Origin of the sequence: Algibacter pacificus, assembly GCF_008033385.1 — a bacterium.
Classification (GTDB): domain Bacteria; phylum Bacteroidota; class Bacteroidia; order Flavobacteriales; family Flavobacteriaceae; genus Algibacter; species Algibacter pacificus.
This window is the reverse complement of record NZ_VOGY01000007.1, coordinates 55,498-79,411: the sequence shown is the minus strand read 5'-3', so window position 1 is coordinate 79,411 and position 23,914 is coordinate 55,498. Positions and strand designations below refer to the sequence as shown.

The 23,914-nt window shown below is 34.2% G+C and carries 16 protein-coding genes and 2 tRNA genes; 9 read left to right on the top strand and 9 right to left on the bottom strand.

From position 1 onward, the window contains the following. Window positions 1-73 precede the first annotated feature (73 nt). Window positions 74-2,749 carry an AsmA-like C-terminal region-containing protein gene (locus FQU21_RS11705; RefSeq protein WP_147678186.1) on the bottom strand — a complete coding sequence of 892 codons (2,676 nt, stop codon included), beginning with the start codon at window positions 2,747-2,749 and terminating at the stop codon, window positions 74-76. Between the two features lie 82 nt (window positions 2,750-2,831). Further along, window positions 2,832-3,536, bottom strand: coding sequence for a queuosine precursor transporter (locus FQU21_RS11700; protein WP_147678353.1), 705 nt, complete (start codon window positions 3,534-3,536; stop codon window positions 2,832-2,834). Between the two features lie 73 nt (window positions 3,537-3,609). Here FQU21_RS11700 and folK point away from each other — a divergent pair, with 73 nt between their 5' ends. Further along, the gene (gene folK, locus FQU21_RS11695) at window positions 3,610-4,740 is read left to right on the top strand and encodes a 2-amino-4-hydroxy-6-hydroxymethyldihydropteridine diphosphokinase (protein ID WP_147678185.1); all 1,131 of its coding nucleotides are present in this window, start codon (window positions 3,610-3,612) and stop codon (window positions 4,738-4,740) included. A gap of 75 nt (window positions 4,741-4,815) precedes the next feature. On the opposite strand, the gene FQU21_RS11690 is transcribed toward folK, so the two are convergent. The 4 genes from FQU21_RS11690 to mutS form a co-directional block, all read right to left on the bottom strand. Further along, the gene (locus tag FQU21_RS11690; protein WP_147678184.1) at window positions 4,816-7,437 is read right to left on the bottom strand and encodes an MGH1-like glycoside hydrolase domain-containing protein; all 2,622 of its coding nucleotides are present in this window, start codon (window positions 7,435-7,437) and stop codon (window positions 4,816-4,818) included. A 359-nt stretch (window positions 7,438-7,796) separates the two neighbouring features. After that, a tRNA-Leu gene (locus FQU21_RS11685) sits at window positions 7,797-7,880 on the bottom strand. A gap of 29 nt (window positions 7,881-7,909) precedes the next feature. Continuing rightward, window positions 7,910-7,981, bottom strand: a tRNA-Gly gene (locus FQU21_RS11680). 98 nt (window positions 7,982-8,079) lie between these two features. Further along, on the bottom strand, window positions 8,080-10,692 hold the full coding sequence (mutS, locus tag FQU21_RS11675) for a DNA mismatch repair protein MutS (protein ID WP_147678183.1): 2,613 nt from the start codon (window positions 10,690-10,692) through the stop codon (window positions 8,080-8,082). 155 nt (window positions 10,693-10,847) lie between these two features. Between mutS and FQU21_RS11670 the strand changes: the two genes are divergently transcribed. The 4 genes from FQU21_RS11670 (at window position 10,848) to FQU21_RS11655 (ending at window position 13,476) form a co-directional block, all read left to right on the top strand. Further along, window positions 10,848-11,279: a DUF1573 domain-containing protein gene (locus FQU21_RS11670; RefSeq protein ID WP_147678182.1), complete on the top strand. Its 432-nt coding sequence runs from the start codon at window positions 10,848-10,850 to the stop codon at window positions 11,277-11,279. 74 nt (window positions 11,280-11,353) lie between these two features. Beyond that, window positions 11,354-11,893, top strand: coding sequence for a TrmH family RNA methyltransferase (locus tag FQU21_RS11665; protein WP_147678181.1), 540 nt, complete (start codon window positions 11,354-11,356; stop codon window positions 11,891-11,893). Window position 11,894: 1 nt separating this feature from the next. Next, window positions 11,895-12,722 (top strand): hypothetical protein, encoded by an 828-nt coding sequence (locus tag FQU21_RS11660; protein WP_147678180.1) that lies wholly within the window; start codon window positions 11,895-11,897, stop codon window positions 12,720-12,722. 94 nt (window positions 12,723-12,816) lie between these two features. Then, window positions 12,817-13,476: a class I SAM-dependent methyltransferase gene (locus FQU21_RS11655; RefSeq protein ID WP_246124828.1), complete on the top strand. Its 660-nt coding sequence runs from the start codon at window positions 12,817-12,819 to the stop codon at window positions 13,474-13,476. Window positions 13,477-13,647: 171 nt separating this feature from the next. Here FQU21_RS11655 and FQU21_RS11650 read toward each other — a convergent pair whose 3' ends face one another. From FQU21_RS11650 to FQU21_RS11640, 3 genes are all read right to left on the bottom strand, one after another. Beyond that, the gene (locus FQU21_RS11650) at window positions 13,648-15,123 is read right to left on the bottom strand and encodes a SusD/RagB family nutrient-binding outer membrane lipoprotein (RefSeq protein WP_147678179.1); all 1,476 of its coding nucleotides are present in this window, start codon (window positions 15,121-15,123) and stop codon (window positions 13,648-13,650) included. An 11-nt stretch (window positions 15,124-15,134) separates the two neighbouring features. Next, window positions 15,135-18,257, bottom strand: a complete 3,123-nt coding sequence (locus tag FQU21_RS11645; RefSeq protein WP_147678178.1) for a SusC/RagA family TonB-linked outer membrane protein — start codon at window positions 18,255-18,257, stop codon at window positions 15,135-15,137. Between the two features lie 274 nt (window positions 18,258-18,531). Continuing rightward, the gene (locus FQU21_RS11640) at window positions 18,532-20,226 is read right to left on the bottom strand and encodes a POTRA domain-containing protein (RefSeq protein WP_147678177.1); all 1,695 of its coding nucleotides are present in this window, start codon (window positions 20,224-20,226) and stop codon (window positions 18,532-18,534) included. Window positions 20,227-20,408: 182 nt separating this feature from the next. On the opposite strand from FQU21_RS11640, the gene rpsL reads away from it, so the two are divergent. From rpsL to rpsJ, 4 genes are all read left to right on the top strand, one after another. Beyond that, entirely contained in the window at window positions 20,409-20,783 is a 375-nt protein-coding gene (gene rpsL / locus FQU21_RS11635) for a 30S ribosomal protein S12 (protein ID WP_042499114.1), read from the top strand. Window positions 20,784-20,880: 97 nt separating this feature from the next. Then, complete coding sequence (rpsG, locus tag FQU21_RS11630; RefSeq protein ID WP_147678176.1) at window positions 20,881-21,357, top strand: 30S ribosomal protein S7; 477 nt, start codon at window positions 20,881-20,883, stop codon at window positions 21,355-21,357. Window positions 21,358-21,363: 6 nt separating this feature from the next. Then, window positions 21,364-23,490, top strand: coding sequence for an elongation factor G (gene fusA, locus FQU21_RS11625; protein WP_147678175.1), 2,127 nt, complete (start codon window positions 21,364-21,366; stop codon window positions 23,488-23,490). A gap of 12 nt (window positions 23,491-23,502) precedes the next feature. Beyond that, complete coding sequence (gene rpsJ / locus FQU21_RS11620) at window positions 23,503-23,808, top strand: 30S ribosomal protein S10 (protein WP_007650482.1); 306 nt, start codon at window positions 23,503-23,505, stop codon at window positions 23,806-23,808. Window positions 23,809-23,914: the final 106 nt, after the last annotated feature.

Below are 23,914 nucleotides of genomic sequence, written 5' to 3'. Positions count from 1 at the left end.
AAAAGATTGAGTAGTGAAAGCGCGACCCTTGTTTCGCTTTTTTCAGCGAAGCAAGGGTAACGCCCAAAATAGTTTAATTTACGGTGTCTTTTGTTTTTTTCTTCAATAGGCCACCAAGCACATTTTTAACGGCATTCGTGGTGTTTGTTGTTTTTGTGGAGTCGGTTTTTGTGGTGGTTTTATGACCAAGAATACCGTCCAAAACGTCTTTTACAGCGTTGGTTTGCTCGGTTTTAGTGGAGTCTGTTTTTGTTTTATTTTTGCTTATCACGCCACTAATAAGGTCGGTAACTTTATCTTTTCCTTGGTTAAGTAGCTTTTGTTTTTCTATTTCAACCAGTTGTTTTGTTAAGTTTGAAACGCCACTGGTTAAATCGGTTTTTACCGTTGGGCTGGTGTACGATCCGCCAATATTTGCGGTTACCGGAATGGTGATGTTGTTGGCGTCTTCACTATCGATTTTACTGAGAAGCGATGTGACATCGGATCCTAAATATTTTGCAGGCACATTAAAAACGGCGTTGTAATTTAGGGTTTTATCGAAACCATGCGAACCTGAAACGGTGATGGCAATATCTTTGTATTTGAGGTCGAAAGGCTTTACGCTTACTTGTCCGTTTGCAAATTCTATTTTTGTTTTTAAGTCGGTTAAATCGAGTTTGCTAAAGTCGATAAAATTGATGGAGCTTTCCAGTTTACTTAATAGACTGTTTTCGTTTTGATCTAAATTTGTAGTTAATAACTCGGCTAAGGCACTACCTGAAAGTGTGCTGAAATTTGGCATAAATTCATTATCTAAATTCCCCGATAAATTAATGGTTGTATTAAGTTTTCCTTGTAATATTTTTGCAATTGGAGCCAGATTTTGCAATAGTTCTAAGCCTTGAAAGGATTTTGAAATATCGAAATTATCAGCGCCTAAACTGAAATTAAAGGTTGGCGTTTCATCTTTTGTAGAAACATCTCCAGACACGGAAAGTGCCCCATCGAAAATACTTGAAGTTACATTGCTTAATGTGGCTTTTTGGTTTTTAATTAGGAGTTTTCCGGTGACGTTGGTTAAGTTTAAATTATCATAAACCACGGTTTTAGCATTTGCATTTATGGTGCAATCTAAAAAAGCCGGAATTTTTATAGCTTCGTTGCTGGTTGCGGTTGTATTACTGCTTGTTGAGGTTTCGGTTTCCGACATAAAATCACTCATTTTAAAGAGGTTTGAGTTTAAATCGAAATTCCCTTTTAAAGTAGTGTCGCTAAGCATAAAACCAAGCAAGTTATTAATTGTTCCATTTGCGCTTAAATCGCTTTCGCCTATTTTCGCGTTAAATTTATTAAGGGTAACGGATTGGGAATTAAACGTTAAATCGGCTTCGGAAATAGTAAGTGGGTTTGCCATGTCTTCCGAGTCGTAATTAAAGTTACTAATGCTGGCTGTTCCACTGCTTTTAATACGTTCGAAAGCATTGGTTTCAATAGCATTCATATCAAAAGCCGTATTTAGTTTGGCTTTTAAAATTCCGGTGAGTTCATTCTCTAACTGCACAGGATAGGCTTGCGAAATGTTTGCTAAGTTTAAAACACCGTCTAAATTGGCATTTACAAGCATGTTTTTAGTGATGTTTTTTATACTTGCGGAGGATTTAAAAACATCATCATCAATTTTAAAATTCAATGTTTTTATATCAATATAGGTGTCGTCTAGAATACCGGTAGTGTTTTTAATAGTGGTATTTATAACAATGTTTTTTACGCTTTTTGGTAAATCGGGATATTTAAAAGACGCGTTGTTTGATGCGATATTAATATCTAATGTTGGGATTGTTTCATCGGAATTGATCCCTTTTACCACACCGTTAATGGTGAAATCGCCACTGGTTTGAACACCATCGAGACTTCCGGAATAAGCTTCCGGAATTAAAGCTAAGAAATTTTTAAAATCCGATTCTGGGTTTTTAAAAGTGATATCAATCTCTTGGCCATTATCCAATAATTTCACAAAACCATTAAATTCTATAGGTAATTTGTTGATGTAACCTGTGTTTTCTTTAAAGGTATATTTACTGTTGTTTAAGTCTAAATCTATTAAAGCATCCAGTTTTATAGCATTATGGTTTAGGTAATTTGTGCCATCCATGGTGAAACTCACATTCGCGTCTGTTTCGGTATCCAGTTCCGAGGTGTCTCCGGAAAATATCCCGCTACCTTTATGGTTTAATTCAGAAATTTGCATGGTCATTTTAGAGGCTTCATCAATGTAATAAAAGGCACTATTTTCTATGCTGTAATCGTCTATGCTAAAAGCAAAGCTGCCACTTTCTGTGTTAGTAGAAGTTTCGGTTTCTGTAGGTTTTGCAATATCGTAATTGGTTTGGCCTTCGGCATTGGTTTTTATGGTCACTAAGGCTTCGTCTATAGAAATACTATTTATAACAATGGGGTCTTCGCTTGCTGTTTTAAATAATTCGGGAATAGATACCGTAAATTCTATGGATTTTGCGGCTACCAAAGTGTCGCCTTTAAAAGGTTCGAAATTGGTAATTACAAAATCGTTTATTCCAACAGAGGCTTCTGGAAAACTGCGGATAAAACTTAAGTTTACATCGCTAAATTCTACTTGAGCATTGACATTGTCGTTTATAAATTGCTTAACCATGCCTTGAATTTTTCCTTGGAACACAAAAGGAATTGCAATTAATAAAATTATAATTGTTATTAGGATAATACCTGAAATTTTCAATATTTTTTTCATAGTCGCTGTTTGTGAAAATATACGTAAAAACGTGGGTAAAGGTTGCTGTTTTTAGTGGGTTTAAGTTTAATTTAACGAAAAATTAAAGTAATTCTATTTCTTCATTTACTTTTAAATTGAAACGTTTTCGGAACAAAAACACACCAAGATATAGAAAAGGTGTATCGAAGAAAGCAACGATAATTTTAAATATAAAACCACTTAAAAGTAACCCTAAAAATCGGTCCCATGCAATAATTCCGAAACTGCATAGTAAACCAACGACGGTAAATGTATCGACAAATTGAGAAAGGAAGGTGGAAAAATTATTCCGTAGCCATAAATGTTTGCCTTTAGTGAGTTGTTTCCAGAAATGATAGATTTGAATATCTATAAATTGAGCAAATAAATAAGCCATCATACTCGCAAAAACCGCTAAAATAGTATTACCAAAAACGGTGTTAAATAAATTATTATCCACTGGCGACCATGGAGTTGCTGGCACCATACTGGATATGTAAACAATTAAAAGCGAAAAGAAAGAGGCAAAAATGCCGGCTTTAACGACTTGATTGGCGCGCTTTTTTCCATAAATTTCACTAATTAAATCGGTGATTAAAAAAGTGATGGGGTAGGGCAGTATGCCTACGGAAACCTCAAATAGTTTGGCTCCAAAAAGTTCAATATTAAAGGGATACCAATAGAAAAATTTCTGAAAAATAAGGTTAGAAACTACCAATGAGGTAATAAATAAAGCCCCCAAAAGCATGTAAATTCGTTGGGCAGCGAGTTTGTCTTTTAAAGTCATATAAAGTTGTGAATAAATACCTCGTGTAAATATACAATGAAACCATTTAGTTTTCATTATTTTGCAAGTACTTATGACGAAACCAACAACATTTCATATTGCTTTAGGAAGTAATAAAGGCGATAAATTAAAAAATTTACAACAGGCCGTCGATGCTATTTATTCTCGAATAGGCAGTATTAAGTTGATTTCCAAAGTCTATCAATCGCCTGCTTTTGGTTTTGAAAGTGACGATTTTTTTAATTGTTGCTTGGTTTTAGAAAGTGAATTAGAACCCCGAGAGGTGCTGGATATGTTATTAACTATTGAAACTGATTTGGGTAGAACCCGAAAATTGAAAGATACTTACGAAGCACGAGTCATAGATTTAGATATTGTTTTTGCTGAAGATAACATAATAAGTACCGAAACCTTACAAGTGCCGCACCCAGAAATGCAAAAGCGTAAGTTTGTGTTGTTGCCGCTAAATGATGTAGCTCCCAAAATGAAGCATGCTAAATTAGGGAAAACCGTTTCAGAATTATTACAAACTTGTAAAGACGATTCTGTTTTGGAATCTATAAGTGATAGTTTGACGAACCCGAATATAGATATCGATTTTTCGAAATATAATTATATTGCGATAGAGGGCAATATTGGTGCAGGGAAAACAAGTTTGGCTCATAAAATTGCTCAGGATTTTAATGCGAGACTGCTTATGGAACGTTTTGCTGATAATCCGTTTTTACCAAAATTTTACGAAGATGCACAGCGTTATGCTTTTACCTTGGAAATGTCTTTTTTAGCGGATAGGTATCAGCAAATATCGGAAGATTTAGCACAGCTCGATTTATTTAAGCAATTTGTTGTTAGTGATTACGATGTGTTTAAATCGCTTATTTTTTCAAAAATAACCTTGAATACAGATGAGTATAGTTTGTATCGCAAGTTGTTTTACTTAATGTATAAAGACATTCCGAAACCAGAATTATATATTTATTTATACCAAAACACCCAACGTTTACAGGAAAATATTAAAAAACGTGGCCGCGATTACGAGCAGAATATAGCCGACGATTATTTGGATAAAATAAACTCGGGATATTTAGAGTTTCTTAAAAGTCAGAAGGACTTTAATGTGAAAATTATTGATGTTTCTAATCGGGATTTTGTTTCCAATAGAAGTGATTATTTGTGGGTTTTAGGTGAAATTTGCTCCGAATGATTATAAAATAATAACGCCATTAGGATATCTTTTAAGATAAGCTAATGGCGTATATATCTTGTTTTTCAGAAGAAATTAATCCTCGTCCATTTCCATAATTAAATTCGAAATAAGCGATGTCCACCCAGTTTGGTGCGATGCGCCAAGTCCTCGGCCAGTATCGCCGTCAAAAAATTCATAGAAAAAATGTTCCTTTTTAAAATGGTCATCTTTGGTGAAAACTTTATCGGGATCATCAGAATGATATTGGTATTTACCATCTTCATTAGGTTCAAAAAGTTTTATTAATCGCTTAGTCAGTTCGTTAGCAATTTGCTTTAAATTAAGTTTGTTGCCAGAACCTGTTGGGAATTCATAGATATATTTATCGCCATAAAACGTATAATATTTACGCAACGATTGAATAATCATATAATTTAAAGGCATCCAAATGGGGCCACGCCAATTGGAATTACCACCAAACATATTAGAACGACTTTCTCCAGGTTCGTATTGAATTTGATGGTGCCCATGGTGGTGAAAAACAAACGGGTATTTTTCGTGGTATTTAGAAAGAGATCGAATTCCAAAATCGGATAAAAATTCACCTTCATCCAATAAACGCTTCAGCAAATGTTCTAATCTGAAACCTCGCATAATAGAAAACATAAAGTTTCCGTCTTCGTTGGCTTTTTCTAAATTTGAAATTAAGGAGGCTAAATCGGGACGTGTTTTTATAATGTTATTGGCTCGTCTTCTAAATTCTTTTAATTCTTCAAATAAATCTTTATTAATAATTTCTACGGCAAACATTGGGATAACACCTACTAAGGAGCGTACTCTAAGGCGGTCGGTGCTACCGTTATCCATTTCAACCACATCATAATAGAAATTATCGTCATCATCCCAAAGTGAGATGTCTTTTTTGCCAATATGGTGCATGGCCCAAGCGATATTTAGAAAATGTCTAAAAAATTTGGCCGCAGACTCTTCGTAAACTTTATTGTTTTTCGCAAGCTCTAAAGACATGTGTAGCATATTTATAGAAAACATGGCCATCCAGCTCGTAGCATCGGCTTGTTGCATTCTGGTAATACCTGGAGGCATATGGTTTCTATCGAAAACCCCAATATTGTCTAAGCCTAAAAAACCACCTTCAAAAAGGTCGGTACCATTTTTATCTTTTTGATTTACCCACCAGGTGTAATTCACCATAAGTTTTTGAAAGGCTTTTTCTAAAAACGGGATATCACCTTTACCGGTTTTTTCTTTATCTTTTTCGTAAACTTTCCAAACGGCGTAGGAGTGAACAGGTGGATTAACATCACTAAAATTCCACTCGTAAGCAGGAATTTGTCCGTTAGGGTGCATATAGTTTTCTTGAAGTACCAATAACAATTGATCTTTTGCAAAATAAGGGTCGATTTCTACAAAGGAAGCCATGTGAAAAGCTAAATCCCAAGCGGCATACCAGGGGTATTCCCATTTGTCGGGCATAGAAATAATATGCCTGTTGGTAAGATGTTGCCAACTATAATTTCGCATATTGGTTCTGTTGGGTTTGCCTTCTCCCGGCCCACCAAAGAGCCATTTAAAAACATCAAAATAATAGAATTGTTTAGTCCATAACAATCCAGAAAAAGCTTTTTTAGCGAGATCTTGTCGTGCTTCGGGTAAATCTTTATTTATAATGGTTGCGTAGAAATCTTCACATTCGGCTTTTCTTTGGTCAAAAATAGTATCAAAGGCTTCCCACGGATGCTCTAATTCATTTTGACTAAGTCGAATTTTAACACTTTTTTCTTCACCTGCTTCCAATTTAAATTTGTGCCAAACCGCCATTTTAGAACCCTCTTTCTTCGGGTTTACGGTGTCTTTTTGATTGACAACATGCTCATGGATGCCGTCTTTAACAAAAGGTACTTCGTTTTTTACGTTATAAATAAGTTCGTTGTTGGTTTCGTTTTCACAAAATAGCGGTGTTCCATTTTCGTAATATAAATGGTATTTGCCATTTCGGCTACTACTTGTGTGTGCGTAACCCGTTTTGGTCGATTTTATAATGGGGCGTTGAAATTTTTTGTTGTGTTTCCAAAAATTTCTAAACCAAACATGGGGTAATACGTGAATTTCTGCTGCTTTCGAGCCTCGGTTTATCACGGTAACTTTCATAAGAATATCGTTAATATCTCCTTTAGCGTATTCAATAAAGCAATCGAAATACGCACTATCTTTAAAACAGCCGGTGTCTAATAATTCGTATTCATCTTCATCTCGACTTTTTCTATTTCCTTCGACTAATTCACCGTAAGGAAATTTACTATGCGGATATTTATAGAGGTATTTATTGTAGGAATGTGTTGGTGTAGATACTTGATGAAAATAGAGTTCCTTAACATCCTCGCCGTGATTCCCTTGGTTATTGGTAAGTCCGAACAAGCGTTCTTTTAAAATGGTATCGTTTCCGTTCCAAAAAGCAGGAGCCATACACAAAATTTCTTTGGCATCGCAAAAGCCACCAATACCTTCTTCACCCCATCTATACGCATTGCTTCTGGCTTTTTCATGATCTATAAACTCCCAAGACTCTCCGTGTTCACTATAATCTTCTCTCACAGTTCCCCATTGCCTTTCGGCTAAATAAGGTCCCCAGTTTTTCCAGTTTCTGTAATTGTTAGGGGTTGCTAAGCGCTCTGATTCTGGATTTTTATCAGCCATAAGTTTTAAATATAATAGTTAGTAAAGTAGAAACCCTAAATAAAGTAATCCTATTAAGTGCGAATTAAAATAGAGGTTATAACGGGTCTGCCTTTTAATAAAAATAAAACTTTTTTAATTAAGTTGAGGTTTGATGGAGAAGTATTTCTTTTTTAAAGGTTTTTAGAGTTTTCTATTGATTTGTTTTTAAAAAATGAAAGATATATTGCGGAAGTTGTATTAGGTGTGTACCGTATTTATGAAAGTACAAAATAGATTATAGATGGAAGGTTTATATCTATTTCAAAATTTTTTGAGACCTATATAAAGGAGATAAATAAAAAAACCTCTTGAAAATCATAAGATTAACAAGAGGTTAGTACTGAAGACGGGACTTGAACCCGTACGTCCTAATGGACATTGGATTTTAAGTCCAACGTGTCTACCAATTCCACCACTTCAGCATTGGAATATTTTAAAGGAAAAATCTCAGAGCGAAAGACGGGATTTGAACCCGCGACCCCCACCTTGGCAAGGTGATGCTCTACCCCTGAGCTACTTTCGCAGTCTTTTAAAGAACGAGCAATATTGCTATTGCGGTTGCAAATTTAAGACTTTTATTGAGTTTGCAAAGCCTTTTTGAGAAAAATATTAATTTTTTTTTCAAGACTGTTTTTTAGTAACCAACATACGCTTAATTTCATTGAGTTTCATGAGGGCTTCTACTGGTGTAAGTGTGTCAATATCAGTGTGTAAAATTTCTTCTTTAATATTTTCTAATAAAGGATCGTCTAAATTAAAAAAACTGAGTTGCATATCATCTTCCAACGATTTTACTTTATTTGTGAGTTCTTCACTAGAATGCGACTGTTCTAATTTTTGTAAAATTTTGTTAGCTCGGTGCAAAACTTGCTGTGGCATGCCCGCCATTTTTGCAACATGGATACCAAAACTATGTGCGCTACCTCCTTCAACTAGCTTTCTTAAGAAAAGAACATTGTCTTTTAATTCTTTTACCGAAACGTTGAAGTTTTTAATACGCCCAAAAGTTTCTGTCATTTCATTCAGCTCATGGTAATGGGTTGCAAACAGTGTTTTCGGTTTTGCAGGATGTTCGTGCAAATACTCACTAATAGCCCAAGCAATCGAAATACCATCGTAAGTACTGGTTCCACGGCCAATTTCATCTAAAAGCACTAAACTGCGTTCGGAGATGTTATTTAGAATGGAAGCCGTTTCATTCATTTCAACCATAAAGGTAGATTCGCCCATTGAAATATTATCACTGGCACCAACACGTGTAAAAATTTTATCCACTAAACCTATTCTGGCTTCTTTTGCAGGTACAAAACTCCCCATTTGTGCCAGAAGTACAATAAGGGCTGTTTGGCGTAAAATAGCCGACTTACCAGACATGTTAGGTCCCGTAATCATGATAAGTTGTTGGGTGGTTCTATCTAAAAACACATCGTTAGCAATATAAGCATCACCAATAGGTAATTGTTTTTCAATAACCGGATGGCGCCCGTCTTTAATTTCTAAATCGTGCGATTTATCAATGATTGGATAGATGTAATTATTGTCTTTTGCCAACTGAGCAAAACCACACAAACAATCTATTTGTCCAATTAAATAGGCATTTTGCTGCACCGCTTTTATATATTGTGCCATCCAACTTACCAATTCGGCAAATAGTTTTTGCTCTATGGCTTGTATTTTATCTTCGGCACCTAAAATTTTGGCTTCGTATTCTTTTAATTCTTCAGTAATATAACGCTCGGCGTTTACTAAGGTTTGTTTTCTAATCCACTCCTCTGGTACTTTGTCTTTGTGGGTATTTCTAACTTCAATATAATAACCAAATACATTGTTGGATGCTATTTTTAGCGATGTAATTCCAGTACGTTCACTTTCTCTGGCCAACATATCATTTAAATAATCTTTTCCAGAGGTTGACAATGCGCGTAATTCGTCTAATTCCTTCGAAAACCCTAAGGCAATCGTGTTACCTTTTAATACGTTTACCGGAGCTTCTTCATTTAACGTTTCTTTTATTTTCGCCCGAAGTACGTCGCAACTTTGCAATGTGTCTCCAATAATTTTTAAGGATTCGTTATCACAGTCGGACGCTAATGTTTTTATAGGAACAATAGCTTCTAAAGAGTTTTTAAGCTGAATTACTTCGCGCGGATTTACCTTAGTTGTTGCTACTTTCGATATTAACCGTTCTAAATCGCCAATGCTTTTTATATGGTTTTGAATGGTTTGAAGCGTCACATCTTCCGAAGTTAAAAATTTCACTACCTCGTGACGCTGTTTTATTTTATCAACGCTTTTTAATGGTAATGCTAACCAACGTTTAAGCAAACGACCACCCATGGGTGAGGTGGTTTTATCGATAACGTTTAAAAGCGTTACCGCGTTGTTGTTGGTGGAATTATAGAGTTCTAAATTTCTAATGGTAAAACGATCCATCCATACATAATCATCTTCTGCTATTCGCGCAATGGAGGTTATATGTTGTAATTTATGATGTTGGGTTTCACCTAAATAATGAAGAATTGAGCCGGAAGCAATAATCCCTTCACTTAAGTCTTCAATCCCAAAACCTTTTAGTGTTTTGGTGTTAAAATGTTTTATTAAAGTTTCGTAGGCGTAATCGGTTTGATAGACCCAATCTTCTAAATAAAAGGTATGAAAATCTTCGCCAAAAGTCTCGTTGAACTTCGCGCGTTTCTGTTTTGAAACTAAAACTTCACTGGGAGAAAAATTTTGAAGTAACTTATCGATATACTCCGCATTGCCTTGCGAGGTTAAAAATTCACCGGTAGAAATATCTAAAAAGGAAATGCCAATATTCTTTTTATCGAAATAAACCGAACATAAAAAGTTGTTCGATTTAGAGATTAGAACTTCGTCGTTTAAAGCAACACCTGGCGTTACCAATTCGGTTACCCCGCGTTTTACAATATTTTTGGTTTGTTTCGGGTCTTCGAGTTGGTCGCAAATAGCAACACGTTCGCCAGCCTTTACCAATTTGGGTAAATACGTGTTAAGTGAATGGTGAGGAAAACCTGCCAATTCAATTTCGCTTTCACTTCCAGCACCACGTTTGGTTAAAATAATACCTAAAACACCAGCGGTTTTAACGGCATCTGCCCCAAAGGTTTCGTAAAAATCGCCCACTCTAAAGAGCAGTAAAGCATCAGGGTATTTAGCCTTGATGGCGTTGTACTGTTTCATTAACGGTGTTACTTTTTTTGCTTTTTTTGCCAAGGGAAAGTGTTTTTTTTGTATAAATATTTGAATGCGAATTTAGCTAAATTAAAAGTTGTTATAAAATAATGTTAAAAATAAAAATGGATGTTTAAATGGGTATTGTTTTAGTAATTTTGAGATATCTTATTTATTCAAAAAAATTATAATATAAAATGAGAAAATTATTTTTATTAAGTTTTGCTTTATTTGCAATAACAGCAACAGGGATAGCTCAAAATTCAGTACCAGCAAAGGTAGAAACTACTCAAACTACTGCGGATGGAGCAAAGATAGAGTTTGAAACGGAAATCATTGATTATGGAACCATTGAAAATAATGCCGATGGCAATAGAGAATTTAAATTTACTAATACCGGTAATACGCCTTTAGTAATTTCTAACGCAAAAGGATCTTGTGGGTGTACCGTGCCAACTTGGCCTAAAGAAGCTATTGCACCAGGAGAATCTTCGGTTATTAAAGTACGTTATGCAACAAACAGAACAGGAAGTTTTTCTAAATCTATAACCTTAACTTCTAATGCTGTAAATGCTCCAACGAAAGTGGTTAGAATTAAAGGTACAGTAAAACCACCTGTAGCAAAGTAGACTATTAAATTATCAGTTTTAAAATATTTTAGAGCTTCCTTAAAAAGGAAGCTTTTTTTTTGAATATTTGTGTTATGAGAAAATTAAAAAACAGCGAATTAGACCGATTAAGTGTTGAGGACTTTAAAAAAACAGCAAAAACACCTATTATTATTGTACTTGATAATATTAGAAGTTTAAATAATGTAGGCTCTGTATTTAGAACGAGCGATGCTTTTTTAATTGAAAAAATTTATCTCTGCGGGATTACAGCAACGCCACCGCATAAAGATATTCATAAAACAGCCTTAGGAAGTACCGATACAGTGGCGTGGGAATATGTAGAAAATACCATGGACTTGGTTGAGAATCTTAAAGCAGAAAATGTTAGAATTTGTGCAATAGAACAGGCTGAAAAGGCAACCATGTTAAACAATTTTACACCAGAAACAGATACTAAATATGCGCTGGTTTTTGGTAATGAAGTTAAGGGAGTAGCTCAAGATGTTGTAAGTGTTAGTGATGTAGTTATTGAAATTCCTCAGTTTGGGACTAAGCATTCTTTAAATATTTCTGTGAGTTGTGGTGTTGTAGTTTGGGATTTATTTAGTAAATTGGTTAACCAATTTAAATAATATGAAAACTAAACTAAATTTTTCCATTTTAGCAGTTACTCTTTTTTCTGCTATAACCCTTTATGCTCAAGAAATTCCAATCAAAATTCTCGATATGGAATTGAAAGCAAATCAGCAAGAGCAGTCTAAAACTATTTTAAATAATGAAATTGATGGGGTAACCACCGAACACATTACTATTAATAGTGATATTACTAAAAAAGTAGAAGTAGATACGTTGAACAAAACAATCTATTTATTTATTACAGGTAATGCCACACTAACATCTGGCGGCAAAACTTATGATATTGTTCCGGAAACTATTATGTCGCCCAACAATGTTCATGATATTGAATTTAAACCAAATAACAATGAAACATTACATTACCTTAAAATAACGGTCTTGCAAACAGCATTAGATCTAGAGGATATTGAAACATTTCCTAAAGAAAACATAAATACTATTTACTTTAAGAAGTTTGCAGATTGCGAATCGTATACGGAACCAATAAAGAGTCCGCAAACTACTAGTAGAACGATATTGCCTAATAAATATATTCCAAGAGTTGCCATGGGAACGGTGAGAACTATTGGGCCAGATAAAGTTGGTGCGCATGTGCATGGTATGCTAGAGCAACTGTTTTTAGGGCTTACCGATAACCATAGTGTTGTTTATGCCGATGAGGCTCAGGTTGATTTTCCCGAGTATTCGCTACTTCATATTCCACGCGGATCTAGCCATTCTGTGAGTGTAAATGCTAATAATGAAATGTATTATGTTTGGATGGATTTCTTTGTTGATAAAGATGGGGAAGAATGGTTGAAAACTCATAATACCAACGACGAATAATCTTAAAATTGTATTACAGAATATAAATTGCTAACTTTTGGTTCCCATAAACTAAGTTAGCAATTTGTGTTTATAGATTTTTAAAATTGAAAATGTGACTAAAAGAAATAAAAAACCATGGCCAACGAAAGATGCTATGAGTCAGATTTATGAACTAAACCTTTGGGGAGGAAAGGCGTTTGATTTTTATTCTGGAGCAGGCTCGCACGAAGCCGAAATTGTAAATCCGTATTTAGAAGTTATTCAGTTTTTTTTGAAGAAACATAATAGTACTTTGACCGTTTGTGATTTGGGTTGTGGGGATTTTAACGTTGGCAGTAAACTTATCAAATACACTAAAAAATATTGGGCTATCGATATTGTGGAAAAGCTTATTGAAAGAAATAAAAAATGGTATCAAGCCGATAATTTAGAATTCCAATGTTTGGATATTGCTAAAGATGATCTCCCAATGGCAGACTGTGTTATTTTAAGGCAAGTATTACAGCATTTATCTAATGCAGAAATACAAGCAGTCGTTAAAAAGCTTACACATTATAAATATATTATTTTAACTGAACATGTGCCTTTAGGCGGCTTTATACCGAATAAAGATATTATTTCTGGGCAAGGTATTAGACTGAAACAGGGGAGTGGTGTTGATTTGTTGAAAGCACCGTTTAATTTATTAATTAAGGAGCAAATAGTATTGGGGGAATTTGTATTGAAAGATGGAAAAGGAAGGATTGTGACTTTGTTATATGAGGTGTTCTAAATAAGAAGTGCGTCTATAAGTTTGAAATATAATGAGTTTAAGGTTGGGGTAGTGGAAATTTCTAACTGCTTGTAGTTGTAAGAATAATAGAATTTAGTTAAAAGTATATAGGAAAAAAGCCTGAACAACGTTAATTGTCCAGGCTTTTTTATTATATCAAATTATGAGTGACTATAGGTCAAACCATAAATTATCGTATATTTTAGCTTCTACCGTTGGAGCGCTTGTATTAGCGGATAATTCATTTGGAGGATAAGGATATCTTCTAAATAAACCTCCAGCAGGTGCGCCTACAGGTAATTGTAAATCCGGTACTTCATTACCTTCAGATCCAGATCTACGCCAGTTTACCCATGCTTCAAGTGTTCTATCTTGAAAATCGATCCATTGTTGTACATGAATTTCTTTTTTAGCATCATTGGAAGCCATTGTAGAAATGTCTGGTAAATCAGTATTAACATATGTTGTAGCATCAGATTCAGATACACCATAATACATTAGAGATTCTTTTACACCTGCTTTGTATATGGTATTAGCCATAGTTAAGTCCGCAGTAACACCAAGTCCTCTTGCGTATACTTCTGCTCTTAATAATTGTATTTCTGAAGCACTTAAAATTAAGTCAGGAGAGTCTGCTTTCCATAAATTATCTACACTTATCGGCGAAGATAGTAAGTTTGCATCTGCATCAATCAGTGCATCTGTAGCAGTATCAACAGGGATGTAGTCACCGTTGTCATTTGCGTCAAAGTATATTGGAATTCTTGGATCAGATCGATCATCCATAAAGGTGAATCCTATAGTGTTAGCAAATACCCATTCGTTAAAACCACCTGAGTAGTTTTTGAATATTTTGAATTTTGGATTTTCAGAATTTGTTTCATCATAATAAGCTATTTGGAAGTTATCAGAAGACGATGTTATTAAATCTGAAGAGGTAACTAGTGTTCCTATATCACTCGCTTTACTCGGATCTTTGTCCACCATTGTCATTAAAATTTTTAATTTTAATGACGTTCCGTATTTTTGCCATTTCACCATATCACCTTTATAAAAAGGATCATTATTAGAAATTTTCACTAAAGAATTTGGTTCAATTTGTGCTATTGCTTCATCAATCAGTAGCAATAAATCATTCAATATTTGTTCTTGAGAATCAAAAGTAGGATTTGTAAATTCACTAGCTTTCCAAGCTTCTCTATAAGGAATATCTCCAAAGATCATTGTGTTTTCATACATAGCATTAGCAAGCATGAGCTTACATTGAGCTGCCCCATTGTTATTTGCTGGGACTGCAGATTCTGCTTGGTCAATAGCAATGGTTAAGTTATTTCCAATACTTACAAAGTAAGATTTCCATGTGTTTCCTGTGGAGTATGGGCTAATATCATATCTGTCTTCGGCATAACCCCAGCCTGTGTTTCCTCCTGTTGAAAAGACTTGACTAGCCCAACCTACAGGTAGAAATAAATCTCCTCCGGTTCTGTTTCCTGTCCATGAATATGCTGCAAAACCTAAAAGGTAATCAGGGTCGATTGAGGTTGCAACATTTGGATCTTCATTTACCTTTAGCAGTTCTTCACTATCACAAGATGTTAGTGTGAGTAAAATACCGCTTATACATAAAATTATATTTTTAATTTTCATCTGTGTTTTTTTTAAAAGGTTAAGTTTACATTAAAACCAATTGATTTTACAGAAGGCACACTTGCAAACTCTACAGTTGCACCAGGTCCCCCTGTACCAAAAAAGTTTACTTCAGGATCAATGTGTGGTACATGGTCATCTATAATCCATAGATTACGTGCCTCTACTCCAAATCTTAGTTTTGAAATTCCTGTATTTTCAAGTAATTTAGTTGGTACACTATATGAAAAGCTAACCTCTCTTAATTTAACATAAGAGGCATCAAAAATATTACCTTCTGTATTTGAAGTTGCACTTTGATGTGCCCAATAGTCTTCCATAGATTCAACAGACTTTGTGTTTTCTGTATAGGTTACAGTTCCATCAGCATTAATTACTTCATTAACACCTGTATCTATGAATGTTTCTCCTCTATTAGCTAAGGTTTCTATAGCTAAACCTGAAGATCTTAAAGCAGCTGTAGTTCCTGAATATAAAGTCCCACCTTGTTTAATATCAATTAAAAATCCGAATCCGAAGTTTTTATAAGTGAAAGTATTATTTATACCCATTGTCCAATCTGGAGCAGTATCACCTAAGCGTTGTCCGGTTTCAATTTCCTTTAAGCCAGTCCCTGCGTTGATTATATATTCACCATCATCAGTTCTCTTAAACTTTGTACCGTATAAACCAAATTCTTCACCTGGAGCAGCTTTAATAGTTAGGCCAGACCAACCACTTTGTAATTGAAATTCTTCTAAGCCTTCTGTTAAACTTGTTATTTTTTGTGTATTCTTATTAAATACAATTCCTAAGTCCCATTGGAAGTCACCATAACTGTTGATGAATGGTGATATGTTAACATCTAATTCTATACCTTGATTATTAACGTTACCTGCATTTAATGTTTTGCTAAAAAATCCGGTACTTTCAGGGACATCAATGTTTATTAATTGGTCTGATGTATCAGAGTTATAGTATGTAAATCCAATTCCAACGATATTTCTAAACAATTTAAGGTCTAAACCAAGTTCATACTCTTTTTTTCTTTGTGGTTTTAAATCGGCATTAGGAAGTACTCTTGGAGCTTCAAATCCGATAATCCCACCTTGTGGTAAAGAGTTACTTAAACTGTATTGCACGTAGTAGTCGTCAGAAGGTATAAAACCAAATAAAAGACTGTAAGGGTTTGCGTCTGATCCTACTTCCGCATATCCAGCTCTAATTTTACCAAATGTAAAGATATCTTTATTTTCTATAAATTCAGTAAACACAACAGCTCCATTTACCGATGGGTAAAAGTAAGAGTTGTTATCAGCTGGCAAAGTAGAACTCCAGTCGTTTCTACCAGTTATGTTTAAAAAGTAAGTGTTTTTATAATCTAAATTAATATCGGCATAAATACCATATAATTCTTGTTTAGAACTATAGTCTGTTCCTGTTAATGCCTCAGCATTACCTAGTACATAAAGACCTGGCACTGTTAAGTTATCCCCAGTTAATGTTGTACGTTCATATTTTGTTTGATACACGTTATGACCAAGAATGGCGTTTACAGAAACACCTTCTGTATTGGATTTTGTATATGCTAAATATAAATCATTATTAATTATTTGGTTATAGTAATCCCAGTTAGTAAAACTACCAGCTAAGGTTCCTAAACTCCCAACAGCATATTTTTTTTGTCTAGATTCATTATAAAAATCTGTACCTAATCTATTTACTATTTTCAGGTTATCCGTTATTTTATAATCAAATGTAGTACTACCAATAAATCTTTCTACATCAATAGAGAAAGGGTTTTGATTTAAAACCCAATATGGGTTGTTTGTTCTTTCTGTTAGAGGTATTTGATCTCCAGCTTCATTAATGTAATTGTTTTTCAAATCATCGAATGAAATGGTTCTAGACATACCTAAAATATCATCAATAATTACATTTCCATCATTAGATCCTTGTTGAGTTCTACCATTAGATGAAGAACTAATGTAATTAACGTTTGTTCTTACAGAAAATTTATCTGTAAAATTTCTTCCTGCATTTATCGCAAAATTGTTCTTTTTGTAAATACTGTTAGGTACAATTCCTTGTACATCTGTATTAGTGTATGAAAGTCTATAGTCTGATTTTGCATCTCCACCAGAAAGTGCTAAGGTGTTTATCTTAGTGATTCCTGTTTCAAAAAAATCTTCTACATTATTAGGTTTAGCTGTTAACGTAACATCATCTCCTTTGAAATCTGTAAAAGTTTGACCCGAAACATCCGAAATTTTAGGTCCCCAACCGTTAGAACTATCTTTGTCATACGTTCCTGTAGTCCCTTGGGCATACTCATTTTGATATTCAGGAAGTTTTAATGCTGAATCAAAGCGAAGCGAAGAGTTTATTTCTACTTTTAACCCACTATTTTTATTCCCTCTTTTAGTGGTAATAACAATAGCTCCATTTTTGGCTCTAGCTCCATATAAAGCACTAGCAGAAGCCCCTTTTAATACAGAAACAGATTCAATATCGTCGGGATTTAAATCACCAGCTCTATTTCCTCCATCTACACCACCTGTAATACCATCTTGATTTAAGGACTGGTTACTTATTGGCATACCATCAATAACGAAAATTGGTTGATTGCTACCTGATAATGATGTTGCTCCTCTAATAATTATAGAAGAACTACCTCCTGGTGTTCCAGATTGTTGCGTGATTTTTAAACCAGATACTTTACCTGATAGCGCATCTATTGGACTGGCACTTCTAGCTCTAGTTAAACTTTCGCTATCCACTTCGCCAATAGAGACCCCAAGGCTTCTTTCTTTTTTTGAAATACCTAAAGCTGTTACTACAACCTCGTCTAAACCTTCAGCGTCTTCTTCCATTTTTAGGTTAATTGTACTTGAAGATCCAACTACAATTTCTTTTGTTGCGTATCCAACAAAACTAAATACAAGGGTTTCCCCTTGACTAGCTTTAATAGCATAGTTTCCATCGAAATCTGTTGATGTACCAGAAGAGGTTCCTTTAACTAAGACAGTTGCTCCAGGTAAAGGTAAGCCAGAATTATCTGATACTGTACCGGAAATTGTCTTTTCTTGTGCAAATGTTAATTGCACGACAAACGCTAGGAATAGCGTTAGTATTCCACTAAACTTTGTTTTCATGTTATAATTATTTGAATTAGTCAACGCCAAAAATCTTAATAAAAGGTTAAATAAGCAACAAATAATTGTTAAAATCCTGTTTTTTGTTTCCTTTTTTATGTAAAAAACACTTTTTGCGCTTAAAATTGTAGTTATGTGAAAGTTTTGCTTGTAAAGTTATTTATTTGATAACATTTTATTATGCATGCATAACTATCGGTTGAATGGAGTAATATAATCTATTAATTTGGAGGCGTTTTAAATTTAGTGTTTTGTTAAATTGTGATAATAAATTCTATAAAGTTGTGGTTATGCTAATATGAATCTTAGAATTTGATAATTTAAATTTTTGATTTTGCAATTTGCCATTGGCATAATTAAATTTAAATAGCCCCGCTTTTGTTATTAAACCAAAACCAAAGCCGTATCCAAATAGTTTTTCTTTGGTTTTTGTTAGTTGGTTTTCATAGTATGCAGCGTCGGCAATAGAATGAATGTAAATTGAATTACTAACTTGGTAGCGGTATTCCGTATTTATTAATCCATAAAGAGAAGCATAAAGACTATTTTCTTCAAAACCTCGAATAGAGTTTATACCCCCAAAGCGATATAGTTCGTTTTCTAGATAGTTGTCCGATGATAATACGGCGCCATTTATTCGCGTATAAATACTATTTCTCTGGTTTAAATTGAATATTTTAAAAGCGTTAATGGTTAATTGTGTTTGTTTTTGCGATGCATTGGTTTGTTTTCTGTTCCCAAAATTAGTTTCCAAATAGAATTGGCTGTTAATTGGAAATAGTAAATTGGAAGCTTGTGGTTTTATGTATTGATAAGCTAAGGTGTAGAAGGCGGTTTTGTAATCGCTAATGTTTGATACGCTATTTAAGGATAGTAAATTATTCGATTCTAAATTGGTTAGGCCGGCGTAAACTTTGTGTTTTGAGTTGATTTGATAATGAAGTTTAACCGATTGGTTTACCGTTGTAAACGATGAATCTTGTTTAAAAATACGTAATTGAAAATCGGCACCAATGGGGGTTTTAAATAAATAGGGGAGCGTCGCATTGATATCGAATGTTTTTTGATCGTTTTCGTCGCTTTTGTATAATAACCGAAACGATTCTCCGAAATTCAAATTATTAGTTAGGCTTAAGTTTAAATACCCATCAAATTCAATGTTGTTGGTGTTTTCGTTGGTTCCAAAACCAAGAAAGCCATCGAATGTATTGCTTTGTGATTTTTTTAGGTATATATATAAGGACGTGGAATCTTTAGAAAATAAAACTTCGGGCGATTTTATTTGATTTGCAAATTGTAAATCCTTCAGTTGTTCCGTTTTATTTTTTATGGAGGCTAAATCGAAAATTTGTCCTTTTTTAATTTTTAAATAATGTTTTAAATAGGAACGAGGGAATTTTTCATACCCTTTAATGATGATGTTGTTTATCCTTCTTTTTTCTTCGGAAGATTCAATCCTTAAATTAGCTTTTAATATGGTGTCGTTTTCAGTTTTAATATTTTGTAGTTGTAATTTTGAAAACGGATGGCCTTCTTCAGAAATTTTAGAATTAATAAAATTTAGAGCGTTTTCAATTTCAGAAAAAGATAATTCAAAATAATCCTTAAAAACATGTCCTGAAATTTTATTTAAAATTTGCTTTTGGATTAACGCGTTATCATAATAAATATGGATGCTGTTAAATTTTTTATTTAAACTCATTTTAACCGAAAAAAGAGAGTCGTTAATTTTTAGCAATTCAGAGGCTTCATTCTCAATATAACCTTTTTTGAAAATAATTTGTTGAATAAAAGCAATTTCCGATGTTATCGATAAAACATCTTTGTGCGTTTTTAAATAATTTAAGGCGTCTATAACTTGAGTTTCAGTCTCGTTTTTCCCCGTGATATTTAAGGTTAAGTTTTGACAAAATACTTCCGTAGAAAAGAATACATATATAATAAGGAAGGAAGTGATTTTTTTTTGCAAAATGGATTTTCAGTAGTTTTTCTTAGTGTAAATCTAACGGAAAAAGCTCAGATTTAATATCTTAAAAGTTATCTTTTTCTAAAACTCTTAAAAATTAACCAATTACGATTTGAATAATTAATTTTAATCATTACATTTGCAGCCCTCTAAGAAGAGGATTAATAAAATTTATATAGGAATATATGCCAACAATTTCACAATTAGTACGAAAAGGAAGAGCCAAAATAACCAAGAAGAGTAAATCGGCTGCTTTAAATTCGTGTCCGCAAAGACGTGGTGTGTGTACTCGTGTTTACACAACGACACCTAAAAAACCTAACTCAGCAATGCGTAAGGTAGCAAGGGTTCGTTTAACAAACGGTAACGAGGTTAATGCATACATCGGTGGTGAAGGTCACAATTTACAAGAGCACTCGATAGTATTGGTTAGAGGTGGAAGGGTAAAAGATTTACCAGGAGTTAGATATCACATCGTTCGTGGTGCCTTAGACACAGCAGGTGTTGCAGGTAGAACACAACGTAGATCTAAGTATGGTGCAAAACGCCCTAAGAAGTAAAAACAAGTTGTAAGTAACGTGTAGGTTTGTATTTGGTGTGAAATAAAACGAAATCTAACCCACAAAAAACAAACAACAAAAAACTCAAAAAGAAGACATGAGAAAAAGAGCAGCGAAAAAAAGACCGCTTTTACCAGATCCAAAGTTTAACGATCAGTTAGTAACACGTTTCGTTAACATGATGATGTGGGATGGAAAAAAGTCGATAGCTTTCAAAGTATTTTATGATGCGATTGCCATTGTAGAAGAAAAGAAAACAGACGAAGAAAAAACAGCTTTAGAAATATGGAAAGATGCCTTATCTAACGTTATGCCTCACGTAGAAGTACGTAGTCGTCGTGTTGGTGGAGCAACATTCCAAATTCCAATGCAAATTCGTCCAGACCGTAAAGTATCTACGGCAATGAAATGGCTAATTAGCTATTCAAGAAAAAGAAATGAAAAGTCTATGGCCTTACGTTTAGCTTCTGAAATTTTAGCAGCAGCTAAAGAAGAAGGTGCAGCAGTTAAGAAAAGAGTAGATACTCACAAAATGGCAGAGGCTAATAAAGCATTCTCTCACTTTAGATTTTAATAAAACATGGCAAGAGATTTAAAATTAACTAGAAATATAGGGATTGCGGCTCATATTGATGCTGGTAAAACAACAACTACCGAACGTATCCTTTTTTATACAGGCGTTTCACACAAAATTGGTGAGGTACACGATGGTGCTTCTACAATGGATTGGATGGAACAAGAAGCTGAAAGAGGTATTACAATTACTTCTGCTGCAACAACTTGTGATTGGGTATTTCCTCAAGAAAATGGAAAACCAACTGATGAAGCTCAAAGCTATCATTTTAATATTATTGATACTCCGGGCCACGTAGATTTTACTGTTGAAGTAAATAGATCTTTACGTGTACTTGATGGTTTAGTATTCTTATTTAGTGCAGTTGATGGTGTTGAACCACAATCTGAAACTAACTGGAGACTAGCGGATAACTATAAAGTACCTAGAATTGGTTTCGTTAATAAAATGGACCGTCAAGGATCTAACTTTTTAGGTGTTTGTCAACAAGTAAAAGATATGTTGAAGTCTAACGCAGTGCCAATTGTTTTAAATATTGGTGATGAGGGTGACTTTAAAGGTATTGTTGATTTAGTTAAAAATAGAGCTATTGTATGGCATGAAGATAATTACGGATCTACATTCGATGTTATTGAAATTCCAGACGATATGAAAGAAGAAGCTCGTAAGTATCGTGCACTTTTAATTGAAGAAGTTGCAGGTTATGACGAGGATCTATTAGAAAAATTCATGGAAGATGAAGATTCTATCACAGAAGAAGAAGTGCACGCTGCACTTCGTGCTGCTGTAATGGATATGGCTATTATACCAATGATCTGTGGTTCTTCATTTAAAAATAAAGGCGTTCAGTTTTTATTAGATGCTGTTTGTCGTTATTTACCTTCTCCTTTAGATAGAGAAAGTGTAATAGGAACAAATCCTGATACAGATGCAGAAGAAAGACGTAAGCCTTCTGTTAAAGAACCGTTTGCTGCATTAGCGTTTAAAATTGCTACCGATCCTTTCGTAGGACGTTTAGCTTTTTTCCGTGCTTATTCAGGACGTTTAGATGCAGGTTCTTATATTTTAAATAACCGTTCGGGTAAAAAAGAGCGTATTTCTCGTATTTATCAAATGCACTCTAATAAACAAAATGCTATCGATTATATCGAAGCAGGAGATATTGGAGCAGCAGTTGGGTTTAAAGATATTAAGACTGGTGATACCATGTCTGATGAAAAACATCCAATTGTTTTAGAATCTATGGACTTCCCTGATCCAGTAATCGGTATTGCAGTGGAACCTAAGACTAAAGCAGATGTTGATAAATTAGGTATGGCTTTAGCTAAATTAGCTGAAGAAGATCCAACATTTACAGCAAGAACAGATGAATCTTCTGGTCAAACAATTATTTCTGGAATGGGCGAGCTTCACCTAGATATTATTGTAGATCGTCTTAAACGTGAGTTTAAGGTTGAAGTAAATCAAGGGCAACCACAAGTTGAGTACAAAGAAGCTATTACACAAGCTGCAGATCATAGAGAGGTTTATAAAAAGCAATCTGGTGGTCGTGGTAAATTCGCAGATATTGTATTTACTGTTGAACCAGCTGACGAAGGTGTTGTTGGACTTCAATTTGAATCTATTATTAAAGGTGGTAACGTTCCAAAAGAATTTATACCTTCAATTGAAAAAGGATTTAAATTAGCAATGGTTAACGGACCTTTAGCAGGTTACGAAATTGATGCTATGAAAGTAACATTGAAAGATGGTTCTTATCACGATGTGGATTCGGATCAATTATCTTTCGAATTAGCGGCTAAATTAGGATTTAAAGCTTGTGCTAAAGCAGCAAAAGCGGTAATCATGGAGCCTATCATGAAACTTGAGGTTATTACTCCTGAAGAAAACATGGGTGACATTGTTGGAGATTTAAATAGAAGAAGAGGTCAAGTTAGTGATATGGGAGATAGAGCAGGTGCAAAAACTGTAAAAGCTACCGTACCATTATCAGAGATGTTCGGATATGTTACTACTTTAAGAACTTTATCTTCAGGTAGAGCAACATCAACAATGGAATTTTCACACTATGCTGAAACGCCTTCTAATATATCTGAAGAAGTGATTAAAGCAGCTAAAGGAGAACAATCTTAAAAAGTTAAGAAAATGAGTCAAAAAATTAGAATAAAATTAAAGTCTTACGATCATAACTTAGTAGACAAGTCTGCTGATAAGATTGTAAAAACCGTAAAAAGTACGGGAGCTGTTGTAACTGGACCAATTCCATTACCAACACACAAGAAAATTTTCACTGTATTACGTTCACCGCACGTTAATAAGAAATCTAGAGAACAATTTCAATTAAGCTCTTACAAGCGCTTATTAGATATTTACTCTTCATCTTCTAAAACAATTGACGCTTTAATGAAATTAGAGTTGCCAAGTGGTGTTGAAGTAGAGATTAAAGTTTAAGTGTAGTGCAAGTTTTTAGCTTGTAATTACATCATAAATTAAGCATCAAAATAAGAAATTATTTTGGTGCTTTTTTGTTTTATAGGGATTCAGGTTGTGTCGTGAT

Excerpts from the sequence above, each read along its gene's own strand:
- FQU21_RS11670 (WP_147678182.1), top strand. The coding sequence starts at position 10,848 with ATGAGAAAATTATTTTTATTAAGTTTTGCTTTATTTGCAATAACAGCA.
- FQU21_RS11705 (WP_147678186.1), bottom strand. The coding sequence starts at position 2,749 with ATGAAAAAAATATTGAAAATTTCAGGTATTATCCTAATAACAATTATA.
- fusA (WP_147678175.1), top strand. The coding sequence starts at position 21,364 with ATGGCAAGAGATTTAAAATTAACTAGAAATATAGGGATTGCGGCTCAT.
- FQU21_RS11690 (WP_147678184.1), bottom strand. The coding sequence starts at position 7,437 with ATGGCTGATAAAAATCCAGAATCAGAGCGCTTAGCAACCCCTAACAAT.
- FQU21_RS11665 (WP_147678181.1), top strand. The coding sequence starts at position 11,354 with ATGAGAAAATTAAAAAACAGCGAATTAGACCGATTAAGTGTTGAGGAC.
- rpsJ (WP_007650482.1), top strand. The coding sequence starts at position 23,503 with ATGAGTCAAAAAATTAGAATAAAATTAAAGTCTTACGATCATAACTTA.
- FQU21_RS11650 (WP_147678179.1), bottom strand. The coding sequence starts at position 15,123 with ATGAAAATTAAAAATATAATTTTATGTATAAGCGGTATTTTACTCACA.
- rpsL (WP_042499114.1), top strand. The coding sequence starts at position 20,409 with ATGCCAACAATTTCACAATTAGTACGAAAAGGAAGAGCCAAAATAACC.
- rpsG (WP_147678176.1), top strand. The coding sequence starts at position 20,881 with ATGAGAAAAAGAGCAGCGAAAAAAAGACCGCTTTTACCAGATCCAAAG.
- FQU21_RS11700 (WP_147678353.1), bottom strand. The coding sequence starts at position 3,536 with ATGACTTTAAAAGACAAACTCGCTGCCCAACGAATTTACATGCTTTTG.
- FQU21_RS11645 (WP_147678178.1), bottom strand. The coding sequence starts at position 18,257 with ATGAAAACAAAGTTTAGTGGAATACTAACGCTATTCCTAGCGTTTGTC.
- folK (WP_147678185.1), top strand. The coding sequence starts at position 3,610 with ATGACGAAACCAACAACATTTCATATTGCTTTAGGAAGTAATAAAGGC.
- FQU21_RS11660 (WP_147678180.1), top strand. The coding sequence starts at position 11,895 with ATGAAAACTAAACTAAATTTTTCCATTTTAGCAGTTACTCTTTTTTCT.